Here is a 15,029-nt window from a genome sequence, read left to right on the forward strand (position 1 = left end):
GCCTTGCCATACGCGTTGAAGCAAAGCCGCTATGTTGCGCGAGTAGGTGAGCCCGGCGGCCAGTTCGTCCTGGCTGACCTGCTCGCGCGGGTCCAGCGCGACGAGCAGCGGCGCGCGATACGACTTGCCGTCCACGTGAAGCACCACTTGATAGTTGCCCGGCAAGACGAGCGGCCCTTCTGGTGTCACCGGCGTGTCCGAATCCCAGGTGGCGGCGATGCTGTAGCCGTACTCAATTGCCTGCGGGCGCGGATAGCGCAGATCCCATACAAAGCGATGGGTACCGGCCTTAGTGGACAGCGCGGCCGGTGGCTTCACCCAGTCGTCCGCGAAGTACCGCTCAGCGTCGAGCGTCGGTGGTTGATCGGCGCTGGAGAACTGGCGCACGAGTTTGCCGTCGCTGTCGAGGATGTCGAGAGTTACGGGCCCCTTGGCGTTGGCTGCGAGCCGATAGTCGATCACCGCGCCGCCAGGTGGATTCTTGCCAACCGGCGTTTCAGGCGGCAGTGGCGTGTCCTTGTTTTGGTTTGCGCGCACACGCAGTGCCGTTGCCGGTGTATAGAGGTGCGCCGCGGCGCGTTCGGTGCCGACGGTAGCCTGGCGCAAGGGCGTTACGTCGTCGAGAATCCAGATCGCGCGGCCCTGAGTGGCGGCGATCAAGTCGTTGCCGTGCACGAGCAGGTCACGGACCCAGGCGGTCGGCAGGTTGCGTTGCAGCGATTGCCAGTGCGTGCCGTCGTCGAACGAAACAAAGGCGCCGCGGTCGGTGCCGGCGTAGAGCAGTCCGGCACGCACGGGATCCGCGCGCACGACGCTGACGAAGCTGCCTGCCGGCAATCCCCCGGCGATGTCGGTCCAACTGGCGCCGTAATCCTGCGTGCGCCAGGCATGCGGATTGAAATCGTCCTGGCGGTGATTGTCCACGGCGGCATACGCGGTGCCCGCTTGCAGCGACGAGACATCCAATGAGCTGACCTGCGCCCACTCGGGCAGGTCTTTCGGAGTGACGTTGTGCCAGCTCTTGCCGCCGTCCCGCGTGAGCTGGATGAGGCCGTCGTCGGTACCGATCCAGATTTCGTCGTTGCTCCGAGGCGACGGCGCGATGCTATAGATCACGCCATAGCCGCAGTCGCGCGCTTGTGCCGTGGTGGGGGATTCGTCGCAATGCGTTGCGCCACCTTTCCTGGCGTTCAACTCGGGACTGATCACATCCCAGTGCCGGCCCTGGTCGGTACTGCGGAACAGCACTTGCGCACCCAGATACAAGGCATAGGGAGCCTGCGCCGAGAACGCGATCGGGGTGATCCAGGTGTAGTGGTATTTGAAGTCGGTCGGACGCTCTCCGTAGCTGTTGACCGGCCATGGCGTGACGTTTTGCACGGCGCCCGTGCGCCGATCCCAGCGCGATACGCGCCCACCGAGGCCGGAGCCGAACACGATGTTGGGGTCGCCCGGGTACGGCAGGTCGTAGTCGCGCTCGTCGCCGCCGACCGGACGCCAGTCGCGATAGGAAATCGAGCCATAGTCGCTGCGACTGGCGATACCGACGGTGCCCGAGTCCTGCTGGCCGGAATAAATCCAGTACGGAAACTGCTGATCGGCGCTGAGGTGGTAGAACTGGCCGGTGGGCTGGTTGTACCAGCTGCTCCAACTTTGACCGCCATTGGTGCTGACCACCGCGCCCTGATCGCTGGCGGTAATCATCCGCTGCGTATTTTTCGGGTCGATCCACAGGTAGTGGTAATCGTCGCCGCCTGGCGCGCCTTTGAAGACCGTCCAGTGTTGACCGCCGTCATCGGAACGGCGGATAGACTGTCCGGCGGAGTAGATGCGGTCGCGGTTGTCGGGATCGACGGTGATGCGGCTGAAGTAGTCGTTGGCGAGCCAGCCTTCGTGACTGGTCGCGTGCCACGTCGCGCCGTCGTCATCCGATCGGTACAGCCCGCTCTCGCTTTTCGTCGTCGCATCGTTGACTACGGCATAGACGCGACCATGACCCGCCGTCGCGATGCCAATGCGTGCGAGCGTGTCGCTGGGCCAGCCATGTCCACTGATGCGCTTCCAGCTGATACCGCCGTCGCTGGAGCGGTAGAGCCCGCTGCCCGGCCCGGCGTTGGGCTGGAAATAGGACAACCACGGATAGTTGCGCACTTGCCAGGCCGCGGCATAAATGATGTTGGGGTGATCGGGATCGGCGGCCAGATCGACCACTCCGGTACTCGCATCGATGAAGAGTGTCTGTTTCCAGGTCTTGCCTCCATCAGTGGAGCGGAACACGCCGCGCTCCTGGTTCGGGCCGTAGTAGTGGCCGAGGGCTCCTACCAGCACGGTATCGGGATGCATGGGATCCACCAGGATGGCGCCGATGTGGCGAGTCGCATCCAGACCGACGTGTTGCCAGTGTTTGCCGCCATCCACCGAGCGATACACGCCGTTGCCCGCACCGACGTCGTAGCGGGCAGCCACTTCGCCGGTACCCACGTAGATGACGTTTGGATCGGACGGCGCTACGGCCAACGCGCCGACGGGCGAGGCCGATTGTTCGTCGAATAGCGATTGCCAGGTGCGCCCGGCATCGCCGGTCTTCCACACGCCGCCTCCGGCCGTGCCCATGTAAAACGTATTGGGCTGCGTCGACACACCGGTCGCCATCGTCGCCCAGCCGCCTCGAAACGGTCCTACCTGCCGCCATTCAAGCGAATCGAGCACGCTCGAACCCGGCCCAGTGGCGTCAGCCGCCCGGGCCTGATGGGCGCCGGCCAGTAATAAAAGGCCGGCCATCACGATGACGGGACAAAGCGCTTGGCGTTTCAACATGAGGCGGCTCTCGCGGCGGAGTGGCGACATCGTTGTGGGAAGAGTAGGGCGGGCGAGCGGCGACGTGCCACGTCGTCCCTCACAGGGTGAGCTTCACGCCGGTATACCAGGTGCGTCCCGCCGCCGGCTCCAGTCCCGTCTGCCACACCCGACTGTAATACTGGCGATTGCTGAGATTGCCGATGCCCCCCAGCAGCTTGACGGTGCGATTGAGCTGCCAGTCGCTCGCGATATCCAACACGGTATAGGCGGGAATCCGTGCCGGCAGATACGTATTGCCGCTGCCCAGCGGCTGATTGGAGTCCTGCCAATACTGCGCCGCCGAGGACACCGCCGTCAGGCTGAGCTTGACGCGTTGTTCGACGCGCCAGGTCACGCCGGCCTTCAGCAGATAGCGCGGCGCATAGGCCGGTATCTTGCCGACTTGTCCCGGTATGGCGCTGGCGGTGAAACGGGCATTCAACAGGCTGGCATTGAGGAAGCCTTCCAGGTGCTCGTCGCGATCAGCCAGCGAGGTCCGCGCGAAGAAGTCGTAGTTGAGCTGCCCCTCCATGCCGCGGCTGCGGGTGTTGCCGGTGTTCACCTCGATCACGTCGGTGGCGTTGATGTGCTGCGCCTCGATGCGGTTCTTGAAGTCGATCCAGAACAGGCTCGCGTCGTAGTAGAGGCCGGTGACCGGCACACCGTGTACGCCGGCTTCCCAGGACAGCGACTTGGACGGATCAGGCGCACGCCCCGGCACGATATTGGCGAACGGCGAGGCCATGTCGAAGTAGCGCAGCGGCCGCCAGCCCTGCGACACGTTGAAATAGGTCTCGTTGCCGTGGCCAAAGTCGTTGCCGACGCCCAGCCCGAACAGCGGCACCGTGCGCGCATCCGCCTCGTTGATCAGCGGGCGGCGGAGGAAGGGCGGTTTGACGGTTTCCTCCACCGCTACCCGTTCGTGCTCCAGTCGAACCGAGGGCACGATATGGAAGCGGTGCGGCAGACGGAACACGTTTTCGGCGAACACCGAGGCGTAATGCGAGCTGCGCGCCTGCACCAACCGTGGCGTGCCGCTGCGGTCGTCGCGGTCGACGTAGAGGTCGGTGCTGGTCCACTGCCGGAACGGGTCGTCGCCGTCGAACAAGGTGGTGCCGATGGTGAAGGCATTGCCCTGGCCCCACCGCTTGCGCAGGCGCAGATCCAGGCCGGTGCTGCGGAATTGCTCGTCCTGGAGTGTGGTGGTGGACGGTGGCGGCTGGGGCGGCAGTGCCCCGTTGGCCGCACGACTGGCGAGGTCCTGGTAGGCGAACCACAGCTTGCCGGTCAACAGCCAGCCATCGCCGAACTCGCGACTATGCCCCAGCACCAGCTGGTCGCGATCGACCCAGTCCCGGTTGTATGGCGTAGGTGTCGCCTGCGGGTTGGCCTGCCATTGCGGGTAGCTCAGCCGCCCGGCATCGCCGGAGGCCGCGTCGATCACGTGCAGGTCCAGCCACCACTGTTGTTGCGCGGTCGGGCGGTAGGCGAGGTAGAGATCCGCCTGGCGCATCTGCGAGTCCGCGTTGGGGCGGGTGCCGTCGCTGCGGACATAGCCGGCGTCGACGCGGTAGCTCCAGCGTCCGCTACTGCCTTCGAGCGCATTGAAGGTCGAGTACAAGCCGCGGTTGCCCACGACCTGTTCGGTGGTGAACGACAACGGCGCGTCGGCAGCCGGGCGGCGCGACACCAAGTTGAGCACGGGTGCGGGCTCGGGCCCGTACAACAGGCTGGAGCCGCCACGGATCAACTCCACGTCGGCGAGGCCTTGGCTGAGCGGCATGGCATACAGGGTGGGAAAGCCGATCCAGTCGCTTTCCAGCGGGATGCCGTCCTGCATCACCAGCACGTATTCGGATTCCTGCGGATTGCCAAGGCCCCGATAGCTCAGGTTGAACTGGGTTGGGGTTGGCTGCTGGGATACCTGGATGCCGGGAGTGCGTACCAGCAGCTGGTCGAGGTTGTTGCCTATCACCGTGGGCTGCTGATCCAGATGCGTCACCGTGGTCTTCTTGGTCACGGTGATCAGGGTGCCGTCGACTTCGGCCAGCATGTGCTCGAGCTTGGCCTTGAGGGTCTGGCGCCAGCTCTGGCCTTTGACTTCGACGACCGGAAGATTGGTCGCCGGCTTTGGCGAGCTCAGGGCATGGTCGACTGGCGTATCGGGCGCCTGTTGCGCCAGTGCGGTCATGGAAGCCAAGGACAGGGCCAGGATCAGCGGCCGGGCGGTGTGATTGGGAATCGACAAGGGCTACCCAGGGTGGCGAGGCAAAGCGCTCTTTATCTTCCATTGGCAAGGGCATCGCCATAGGCCAAGCGTTTAGTTCCATGACTTCTGTCCCATCGTGCCACTACTGTGACCTGTGTAGTGTCGGGAGTCAGCGGCGTCGCCAGGGGATCGGCGCCAGCCTTGCATCCGTCTTCTTGGCCGGTCGCGCTGCGACCGGGTGTGAGTACTTGGCGCAGGCTTCATCAGCGGGAGGTTTGGTTTCATGCCTACACAATCGTTGTTCCTGGTGGCCGGGCTGCTGCTCATGGCCACGTCGGCGCACGCCATGACTGCCGATGAGTTGGTGGCCAAGAACGTCGACGCCCGTGGCGGGCTCGACAAGATCCACGCCATCAAGTCGATCAAGCTCGACGGCAAGCTGCGCGTCGGTGGCCAGTTCGAGCTGGCCCTTGCCCAGTACAAGAAGGCACCCGATTCGGTGCGCACCGAGGCCACCATCCAGGGCCTGACGCAGATCCAGGCCTGGGACGGCAAGAGCGCCTGGCAGATCTCCCCCTTCGAAGGACGCCGGGATCCCGAGGCGATATCCGGTGACGACGCCAAGAGCCTGTCCGATGACGCGCCGATAGGCGGCCCGCTGGTGGACTGGAAGGGCCAGGGCAACAGGCTCGAGTACCTCGGCACCGAAGACATCGACGGCACCGAGGCCCACAAGCTCAAGGTCACGCTGAAAAACGGCGATATCGAGTACGTCTATCTCGATCCGGACCACTACCTCGAGATACGCACGATCGCCGACCAGGTCGTGCGTGGCACCCACGTCGAGACCGTGACCGACTACGGTGATTACGAACAGGTCGACGGGGTGTATTTCCCGTTCTCCATTTCCTCATCGACCAAGGAGGCCGGCCCGTTTGCCAAGCTGCAGATCACGATCGAGAAGGCTGTAGCCAACGTGGCGATGGACGACGCCCTCTTCGCTTTTCCGCACACCGGGGCCGCGCACGCCGCTGCAGGAGCGAAGCCATGAAACACCTTCCGTGCAAGCTCGCGGTGCTACCCGCCATCGTGCTTCTCTCGTCGTTTTCGTTCGCTGCGGACGCGCAAGCGGCAGCGCCTGACGCGCCGAAAACGCCGGCCAAATTCGACGCCGGCGTGATCTCCGGCCTCGGTGCACGCAACATCGGCTCGGCCGCCATGAGCGGACGTATCTCCGCGCTCGCCGCCGTGCCGGAGAAGGACGGCAAGCTGACCGTCTACGTCGGTGCGGCGAGCGGTGGCGTTTGGAAATCCAGCGACGGCGGTACCACCTACAAGCCGGTATTCGACAAGCAGGCGGTGCAGTCGATCGGTGATATCGCGATTGATCCGTCCAACCACGAAACCATCTGGGTCGGTACCGGCGAGTCGTGGACGCGCAACTCCGTGTCCGTCGGCGACGGCATCTACAAGTCCACCGATGGTGGCGAAACGTGGACCAACATGGGCCTGAAGGGCTCCGAACGTATCGCCAAGATCCTGATCGATCCCAAGGACAGCAATACCGTCTACGCGTGCGCTCCAGGCAAGCTGTGGAGCGATTCGTCCGATCGTGGCCTGTACAAGACCAGTGACGGTGGCAAGCACTGGAAGCTCGTGCTTACCGGCAAGAATCTCTCCACGGGCTGTGCCTCGATCTCGATGGATCCCAAGGACTCGAGCGTGATCTTCGCCGGCCTGTGGGATTTCCGTCGCAAGGGCTGGACCTTCCGTTCCGGCGGCGAATCACCGACCGCACCGTCCGGCAGCGGCCTGTTCCGCTCCGCCAATGGCGGCCAGTCATGGACCGAAGTCACCGCCGCGGCCAACCAGGGTTTCCCGAAGCAACCGTTTGGCCGTATCGCGGTGACGGTGGCGCCTTCGAATCCGGCCATCGTGTACGCCCTGGTCGAGTCGACGGATTCGGCGTTGTACCGTTCCGACGATGGTGGCAAGACCTGGCAGCAGCGTGACAAGAGCCAGTTGATGGTATGGCGGCCGTTCTACTTCGCCAGCCTGATCGTCGATCCGAACAACCCGGATCGCTTGTTCAAGCCCGATCTCAGGCTGATCCAGAGTCTCGACGGCGGCAAGAGTTTCTCCAATGTCGGTGGCGGCGCCCATGGCGATTCGCATGTGCTGTGGATCGACCCGCGCAATACCCGGCATGCCATCGTCGGCGACGACGGCGGACTGTGGTATTCGACGGATGGAGGCAACAAATGGTGGAAGGGCAACAACCTGCCGGTATCGCAGTTCTACCACGTGAGCGTGGACGACGCCGATCCCTACCGTGTCTATGGCGGCATACAAGACAACGCCTGCTGGGTAGGTGATTCCGCCTATCCCGGTGGCATCACCAACCAGCAATGGACGAACTATTGCGGTGGCGACGGTTTCTGGATGTTCGCCGACCCGGCCGATGCCGATTACATCTACATGGAGACGCAGGGCGGCAGCATCACGCGCGTCAACCGGCATACCCATGAAGCGCGAGACATTCAGCCCAAGGCGAACTACCACGAGAAGTTGCGCTGGAACTGGAACACGCCGATCGCGCTGAGCCCGAACGAGAAGGGCACGATCTACATGGGCGCGCAGTTCCTGTTCCGCTCGCGCGACCATGGACAGAGTTGGCAGCGCATCTCGCCGGACCTGACCACCAACGATCCGAAAAAGCAGGAACAGGAGAAGTCCGGCGGCGTCACCGTGGACAACTCCGCGGCGGAAACCTATACGACGATTTACTCGATCAGCGAATCGCCGAAGCAGGCCGGCCTGATCTGGGTCGGCACGGACGATGGCAATCTGCAGCTCACCCGCGATGGCGGCAAGAGCTGGACCAAGGTTGGCGGCAGTATCAAGGGCCAACCTGCCGACACCTGGGTGTCATGGGTGGAGGCAAGTCCGCATGAGGCCGGCACCGCCTACGCAGCGTTCGATCGCCACAGCTTTGGCGACATGAACCCGTATATCTACAAGACCACCAATTACGGCCAATCGTGGACTCCCCTGGTGACAGGGCAGGACAACAAGGGTCTGCGTGGCTATGTGCACGTCATCCGGCAGGATCCGCTCAAGCCGAACCTGTTGTTTGCCGGCACCGAGTTCGGCCTGTGGATCTCGATCAATGGCGGGGCAAACTGGGCGCAGTTCAAGGGCGGGGACTTCCCGGCCGTGGCCGTGCGCGATATCGCCATCCAGCCGCGCGATGGCGACCTGGTACTGGCCACCCATGGCCGTGGCATCTGGATCGTCGATGACATCACGCCATTGCGCGCGCTCGATCCCAAGATCCTCGGCAGCGAAGCGACGTTCTTGCCGTCGCGGCCGATTCAGCAACGCATCGATGCGTTTGGCGGCTGGCCGGGCGGAGACGCCGGTTTCGTCGGCCAGAATCCCCCGGAGGGCGCGGTCATCACCTACTACCAGCGCGATCGTCATCTGTTTGGCAAGCTCAAGATCGACGTGCTGGATAGCAAGGGCAACCTGGTCGATACCATTCCGGCCAGTGTGCGTCGTGGCATCAACCGGGTCCAATGGACGATGCAGACCAAGGCGCCGCGCGTGCCTCCGGCTGCGCAGATCGCTGGCAACTCCATCCAGGGGCCACGCGTACCGCCGGGCACCTATACGGTGCGCATGACCAAGGGCAAGGACATGTTCGAGAGCAAGCTCGAGGTCGGTCTTGATCGCCGCGACAAGTTCAGCGTGGCCGATCGCCAGGCGCAGTTCGACGCCGCCAACCGGGTCAAGCAACTGTTTGGTGACATGAGCGACCTGGTGGCCCGGATCAACTCGGTGCGTCACGACGCTGAGGCCGAAGCCGCCACGCTGCCCGCCGAGGATGCCACCCGCAAACAGCTCGCCGATCTCGGCGACAAGGCGAACGATATTCGCAAGAAGATCGTGGCGACGACCGAAGGCGGGGCGATCACGGGTGAGTTGCGCCTGCGCGAGCACACCGATGAACTGTACGGAGCGATCATGTCGTACGAGGGCCGTCCGTCGGACTACCAGTTGGCTTCGCTCGACGCGCTCAAGCGCGAGCTCGGTGATGTGCAGAAGGCCTATGCCGATTTCACCGCCGACGACCTGCGCAAGACCAACGCTATGCTCAGCGCGAAGCACCTCAAGGAAATCACGGTGCCGGAGACGATGCCGGAGGAGGATGGTGCAGCGGGCGGTGGCAAGGCGGCGCTGGAGGCGGCCATGAGGGGCCTGGAGCAAGAGCGCGATTGAAGACGGCGCTCACCGTGAAAGTCGAAAGATGGCAAGAATCGGGGCGCCTCGGCGCCCTGATTCATTCGCGATCTGGCCAATGGTTGTCAGCGTCGCATTAACCCTTTGACTCGCTTTGTACCAAGGAATTGCCCATGCTCTTGCGTCACCGCCTTGCCGTTCTCGCCTTTGGCATCTCCACAGCGCTTAGCGCGCATGCGGCCGTTGATCCTTCGTTGTACCAGGATCTGCACTGGCGCCTGATCGGGCCATTTCGCGGTGGTCGTGTGCTGACGGTCGCCGGCATTCCTGGAGACAGCCGCCATTTCTATTTTGGTGCGGTCGATGGTGGCGTATGGGCGACCCAGGATGCGGGACGTACCTGGCAGCCGATCTTCGACGGGCAACAGGCTGGTTCGATTGGCGCGTTGGCCTTGGCGCCATCCGACCCGAACACGATCTACGTGGGCTCGGGTGAGGCGGACATGCGCTCGGACATCGCCCATGGCGATGGCATGTACAAATCAACGGATGCCGGCAAGCACTGGACCCATATTGGCCTGGAAGACACACGGCAGATTGCCAGTGTGCTGGTGGATCCGCGTAACCCCAAGGTGGTGTTCACCGCCGCGCTTGGCCACGCCTATGGTGCCAATGCCGAGCGCGGCGTATTCCGCACTACCGACGGCGGCAAGCATTGGGACAAGGTGCTGTTCAAGGACGCCGACACTGGCGCGATCGATCTGGCCTTCAAGCCGGGCGACCCTGACACGATCTACGCGGCGCTGTGGCAAACGCGGCGCCCACCGTGGAGCGTGTATCCACCCTCGAACGGGCCGGGAAGTGGCCTGTATGTATCGCATGACGGCGGCAATCACTGGAGCCAGTTGCAAGGCAACGGCTTTCCTGCACATCCGGGCCGCATTGGCATCGCGCTGGCACCAAGTCAGCCCAATCGCGTGTATGCCCTGGTCGACGCTGCAGAGGGCGAGGGCGGTCTGTACCGATCCGAGGACGGCGGCGCGCATTGGACGCACCTCTCCGACGACGGGCGTATCTGGAAGCGCGGTTGGTACTTCTCACGCCTGACGGTGGATCCGAAAGATGCCGATCGCGTCTACGTGATGAATACGATCGTGTTGCGCTCCGACGACGGCGGCAAGCAGTTTGTCGCCATGAAGGGCGATCCAACCGGCGACGATTTCCACCAGATGTGGATCGACCCGACCGAGCCGTCCCGACAGATCCTGGGTGTCGATCAGGGGGCCATCGTTACGCTCAACGGCGGCAAGACCTGGAGCACTTGGTTCAACCAGCCAACGGCGCAGATCTATCACGTCAGCACGGACAACCGCTTCCCGTACTGGGTTTACGGTGCGCAACAAGATTCCGGCGCGGTGGCGCTACCAAGCCGTGGCGGCGGTGATGGGATCACCATGGCGCAATTTCACGAGATCACGCCCGGCGGCGAGAGCGGCATGATTGCCCCTGATCCCGACGACCCGGACATCGTCTACGGCGGCAATGTCGACAAGCTCGACACCCATAGCGGGCAGACGCGTGACGTCGACCCCACGCTGGCCTATCCCGCCGCGCACTATCGTGGCGCGTGGACGCTGCCGCTGACGTTCTCCAAGCGTGATACGAAGGTGTTGTACTTCGCCAACCAGCGGTTGTTCCGCACCGCCGACGGTGGCGATCACTGGACGCCGATCAGCCCCGACTTGACCCGCGAGGATGCCGGCATACCGTCCAATCTCGACGCGGCCACGGCGGCTGACGACAATCACATCGATGCGCGCCGTGGCGTGATCTACACCATCGCACCTTCACCGCTCAGCGCCAAGGCGCTGTGGGTAGGCACGGACGACGGGCTGGTCTGGCGTAGCGACGACGACGGCGAACATTGGCGCCAGGTGACGCCTGACGCGCTGACGCCATGGTCAAAAGTCGGCGGCATCGAACCGTCCCACTACGACGCCAAGGTTGCCTATTTGGCCGTTGATCGTCATCGGCTGGACGACGATACGCCCTACATCTACCGCACCCGTGACGGCGGCAGCAGCTGGACGCGCATCGATGCCGGGCTTCCCGCCGGCAGCTTCGTCAACGTCGTGCGTGAGGATCCCGCCAAGCGTGGTCAGTTGTACGCCGGTACCGAAAAGGGCATCTACGTGTCCTTCGACGATGGCGCGCATTGGCAACCGCTACAGCAAAACCTGCCGATGACCTCGGTACGCGACATCGACGTGCATGGCAGCGACCTGGTCATCGCCACGCACGGTCGCGGTTTCTGGATCATGGACAATGTCACGGCGCTGCAGCAGGTCAGCGACGTGCACGCCGGCGCGGTCACCTTGTTCAAGCCGGCCGACGCGATCCGCGTGCGACCGCCCGGCTTCACCGGCACACCGTTCCCGAAGGACGAGCCGATGGCGGCGAACCCGCCCGACGGTGCCGTCATCGACTACGCACTGCCCAAAGGCATCAAGGGCAGCGTGACGTTGACCGTGTTCGACGCACAGGGCAACAAAGTGCGCGCCTTCAGTAGCGCCGACGCGGTGACACCGCCGGATGCGAGCAAGCTCAATGCCGCGCCGGAATGGGTGCCCGAACCGATACGCCTTTCCACGACCGCCGGCATGCATCGCTTCGTGTGGGATCTGCACTATCCGCAGCCAGTAGCCGCCACGCCGGACCCCGAGAAGGAAAACCTGGGCGTGTGGGCGCCACCCGGCAACTACACCGTTGAGCTCGATGTCGATGGCCGGCGCTATCGACAGCCGTTGCGGCTGCTTGTCGATCCTCGCGTGAAGGTTTCCGACGCCGCCTTGCAGCGCGAATTTGCGCTGGCACGCAAGGTAGAGCAAGCCGCCGAACAAACGGGAGTGGCCACGAACGAGGCCACCCACTTGCTCAAGGAGCTGGACGCGCGACAGGCTCACGCTGACAACACGCTGCACACCCAGATCGCGAGCCTGCTGGACAAGACCAAGGACCTATCCGGCGTCGAGCTGCATCCCGATCCGCGCAACAGCATGGGCGCACCACCCAGGCGCACCGATAGCCTGAGCGCGCTCTCGATCAACCTGGGCAAGCTCAAGCAAGCGGTCGATGGTGCCGATGCCGACCCCAGCAAAGATGCCCTGGCGTCCTACGCTGCACTCACGCAGACACTGACCGCCACGCTGGATGCGTGGAAGCAGTTGAAGCATGCCGATCTGGCAGCGATCAATGCACAGCTTAAGGCGGCCGGGCAAAAACAGATCGCCTTGTGAGATACGTTATAGGCCACGCGCTTGCACACGCGTGTGCCTATAGACTTGATGGGCCGTTCGAATATGTCCTGGGCTCGTCAATAAACGCGAGTGGTTCGTGTCTTTCGGCCTGTGGCATGGCTCCCACCTTCCTGACCGAAATTCTGTTCGACACCCCGACCACGGCGCACTGTGCGGGTGGTTACACGTTTCGGCTCAGGTCACTGGTTCTGGCGCAAAGGCCAACCGGCCCAGGGGCCGACGAGCTCGAAGTGGCAAGTGACCTGGTCTTGCTGTCTGACGACAAGAACGACCGGCGCCTCGTGAGGCTAATGTAGGTTGGCCTACAACCAGCGATCGGGGATAGGCGTCGGGAGACACGTACGCCAGCACACTCACGCGTTATCCACCTTATCGCATGCGATAAGGCGGTCGGGGACTACAGGCAAGAGGGCGGCTCTTTGCGCGGACACGGCGGGACCCAAGTCGCGGGCAGCCGGACGCAAGAAATCGCATACAGCTAGGCCGCGCACCGGTCCAGCCCAAGACGGCTCATGAGTTCCAGGGAAAGTTCCCCGCAGCGGCCAGGTGTGGGGCTCATCGAGCACTTGCAACGCCCCCGATCCCGTGACGGTCTTCACAGCTTCGCCGACACAAAATCGTAATTTCTTGTGATAGATTGAATTCAGGGTCCGACGCGCGCAGCGCTCGTTGGTGCCGAGTGATTCAAGGAGGAGCTCGGTGGGAAGGTGTCTTGAGAGACATATTGTTGAATGGAATCTTAGGGAGCTTGCCTCGTCCAAGCTGTGCGTGTGGGTTGTTCCACGCGTGGCCTCCTAGCGCCGCATTAGCGGCGCGACTCACCTTACTGCCAAAGCATCGCTTTGGGTTGCCTAACGGGCAGCCCATTACGGCCCTTTGCGGCCATCACAAGGAGAAGAGGCATGTCAGTCAGTGAAAAATTGCGTGCTCAGTTTGCGAAGCACGGGTACGAGACGACACCAAGCGAGGCGACCGAACTCACGCGTCAGCAGATCGATGGTATTGCGGTCAGCGGCGCCGACTGGTTTGAACAGTTTCATCAGGACAGCTCCGGGCCAGGCCAGGGCGGCTTCTGGAAGGAAATCCTGCATGTTGGTCAAATGGCGAGCTAAAGCCAGGTAAACCGTAAATGATGACGCGCGGAATCATCCGCGCGTCATTTCCTGCCAAGGGATGGGAGGGGCGATGAGCAATCTGCTGGAAACCGTCTATCACGTCGAAGCAGTTATAAAAGTGGCGGCGCGATGCAATATCAACTGTTCGTATTGCTATGTCTTTAACAAAGGGGAGGAGTCGTTCAAGGATCGCCCCATCAAGATGTCGCGAAGCGTTATGGCGGACACCGCGGCGTACCTGGCCCAAGGCGTACGAGAGCTCGGCGCCAAAAGTGCGAATGTGGTTTTTCACGGCGGCGAACCCCTCATGCTTGGCAAGCGCGATTTTGACGCTTTTGCATTCCTCTTGCGCGACGCGCTAACCGGTGTACCCAGCGTGCGCCTGGGCGTCCAAACAAATGCCATGCTGCTTGACGATGAGTGGATTGATATCTTCGCGCGGCACCGCATCGGCGTGGGTGTTTCATTAGACGGGACGAGTTACATCAATGATCTTGAGCGAAAGGATCATCGGGGCCGGGGCACATACCGTCGGACCGTGGACGGTCTGAGGCTACTCCAAAAGCACGCCAAGCTCGGCGCTTTTCCTTGGCCCGGCGTGATTTCCGTCATTCACCCTCTGGCTAGTGGGAAAGCCACCTATCGTCACTTTGTGGATGATCTTGGTGTGCGTGGCATGACCTTCCACTTGCCGATGGATACGCATGACAGCTTCGAGAGCCAAGACGTCATGGTCTACGCCCAGTTCCTATGTGACGTGTTCGATGAGTGGGCCAGGGACAACAATCGGGACATCTACGTGCGTATGTTCAGCCAGTTGTTGTCGTTCTTTGCGGGAGGCGAACAACAAACCCAAGACGCCTCAGGACACTCGCGGATGCAGCACGTCACCATCGAAAGCGACGGAAGTGTTGGCGTGGATGAGTTGAAGCCCACCCGGCTGAACACCGGGTCGTTCAACGTTCGGACTTCCTCGCTCCGCGACTTTGCCAACTCCCCAGCCTCCGCCCTGCTGCGGGAACTGCCCACACGACTCGCCGATCAATGTCAGCCGTGCGTTTGGCGTAACTACTGCAAGGGGGGACTGCAGCACGGCGTCCAGGTCAACCGCTGGAGCGACACCAACGGATTCGATAATGCTTCCGTGCTTTGCGAGGGCTTGATGAAGATCTATTCGCACGTGGCTCACCACGCGCTGCTTGCCGGGCTACCCGAGCAGCGCATGCTGGACGCTCTCGAGCATCATCCGCTGCAGTTCGCCTCTTCGCGGGGCCTGCATCGCCAGGCCTTCCTGAGGGCGTGAGATGA

The 15,029-nt window shown here is 63.0% G+C and carries 7 protein-coding genes; 5 read left to right on the forward strand and 2 right to left on the reverse strand.

What is annotated here, in order from left to right:
* Together JMF82_RS09725 and JMF82_RS09730 are read right to left on the reverse strand one after the other, a co-directional pair.
* A partial coding sequence (locus tag JMF82_RS09725; protein ID WP_201314337.1) for an exo-alpha-sialidase occupies window positions 1-2,781 on the reverse strand: 2,781 nt, incomplete at its 3' end.
* 115 nt (window positions 2,782-2,896) lie between these two features.
* Window positions 2,897-5,086, reverse strand: coding sequence for a TonB-dependent receptor plug domain-containing protein (locus tag JMF82_RS09730; RefSeq protein ID WP_201314338.1), 2,190 nt, complete (start codon window positions 5,084-5,086; stop codon window positions 2,897-2,899).
* 244 nt (window positions 5,087-5,330) lie between these two features.
* Here JMF82_RS09730 and JMF82_RS09735 point away from each other — a divergent pair, with 244 nt between their 5' ends.
* The 5 genes from JMF82_RS09735 to JMF82_RS09755 all read left to right on the forward strand — a co-directional run bounded on the left by JMF82_RS09735 (window position 5,331) and on the right by JMF82_RS09755 (window position 15,024).
* Window positions 5,331-6,098: a hypothetical protein gene (locus JMF82_RS09735; RefSeq protein WP_201314339.1), complete on the forward strand. Its 768-nt coding sequence runs from the start codon at window positions 5,331-5,333 to the stop codon at window positions 6,096-6,098.
* Complete coding sequence (locus tag JMF82_RS09740; protein ID WP_201314340.1) at window positions 6,095-9,328, forward strand: hypothetical protein; 3,234 nt, start codon at window positions 6,095-6,097, stop codon at window positions 9,326-9,328. The genes JMF82_RS09735 and JMF82_RS09740 overlap by 4 nt, the downstream gene beginning before the upstream one ends.
* A gap of 134 nt (window positions 9,329-9,462) precedes the next feature.
* Window positions 9,463-12,585: a hypothetical protein gene (locus JMF82_RS09745; RefSeq protein WP_201314341.1), complete on the forward strand. Its 3,123-nt coding sequence runs from the start codon at window positions 9,463-9,465 to the stop codon at window positions 12,583-12,585.
* A 923-nt stretch (window positions 12,586-13,508) separates the two neighbouring features.
* Window positions 13,509-13,718: a hypothetical protein gene (locus JMF82_RS09750; protein WP_201314342.1), complete on the forward strand. Its 210-nt coding sequence runs from the start codon at window positions 13,509-13,511 to the stop codon at window positions 13,716-13,718.
* A 73-nt stretch (window positions 13,719-13,791) separates the two neighbouring features.
* Window positions 13,792-15,024, forward strand: a complete 1,233-nt coding sequence (locus tag JMF82_RS09755) for a radical SAM protein (RefSeq protein WP_201314343.1) — start codon at window positions 13,792-13,794, stop codon at window positions 15,022-15,024.
* Window positions 15,025-15,029: the final 5 nt, after the last annotated feature.

The sequence above is a fragment of the Dyella sp. EPa41 genome (assembly GCF_016586165.1).
Lineage (GTDB): Bacteria > Pseudomonadota > Gammaproteobacteria > Xanthomonadales > Rhodanobacteraceae > Dyella.

What these genes read in the sequence shown, in the direction of transcription:
- JMF82_RS09735 (WP_201314339.1), top strand. Translation starts at nt 5,331, where the DNA reads ATGCCTACACAATCGTTGTTCCTGGTGGCCGGGCTGCTGCTCATGGCC.
- JMF82_RS09755 (WP_201314343.1), top strand. Translation starts at nt 13,792, where the DNA reads ATGAGCAATCTGCTGGAAACCGTCTATCACGTCGAAGCAGTTATAAAA.
- JMF82_RS09745 (WP_201314341.1), top strand. Translation starts at nt 9,463, where the DNA reads ATGCTCTTGCGTCACCGCCTTGCCGTTCTCGCCTTTGGCATCTCCACA.
- JMF82_RS09740 (WP_201314340.1), top strand. Translation starts at nt 6,095, where the DNA reads ATGAAACACCTTCCGTGCAAGCTCGCGGTGCTACCCGCCATCGTGCTT.
- JMF82_RS09750 (WP_201314342.1), top strand. Translation starts at nt 13,509, where the DNA reads ATGTCAGTCAGTGAAAAATTGCGTGCTCAGTTTGCGAAGCACGGGTAC.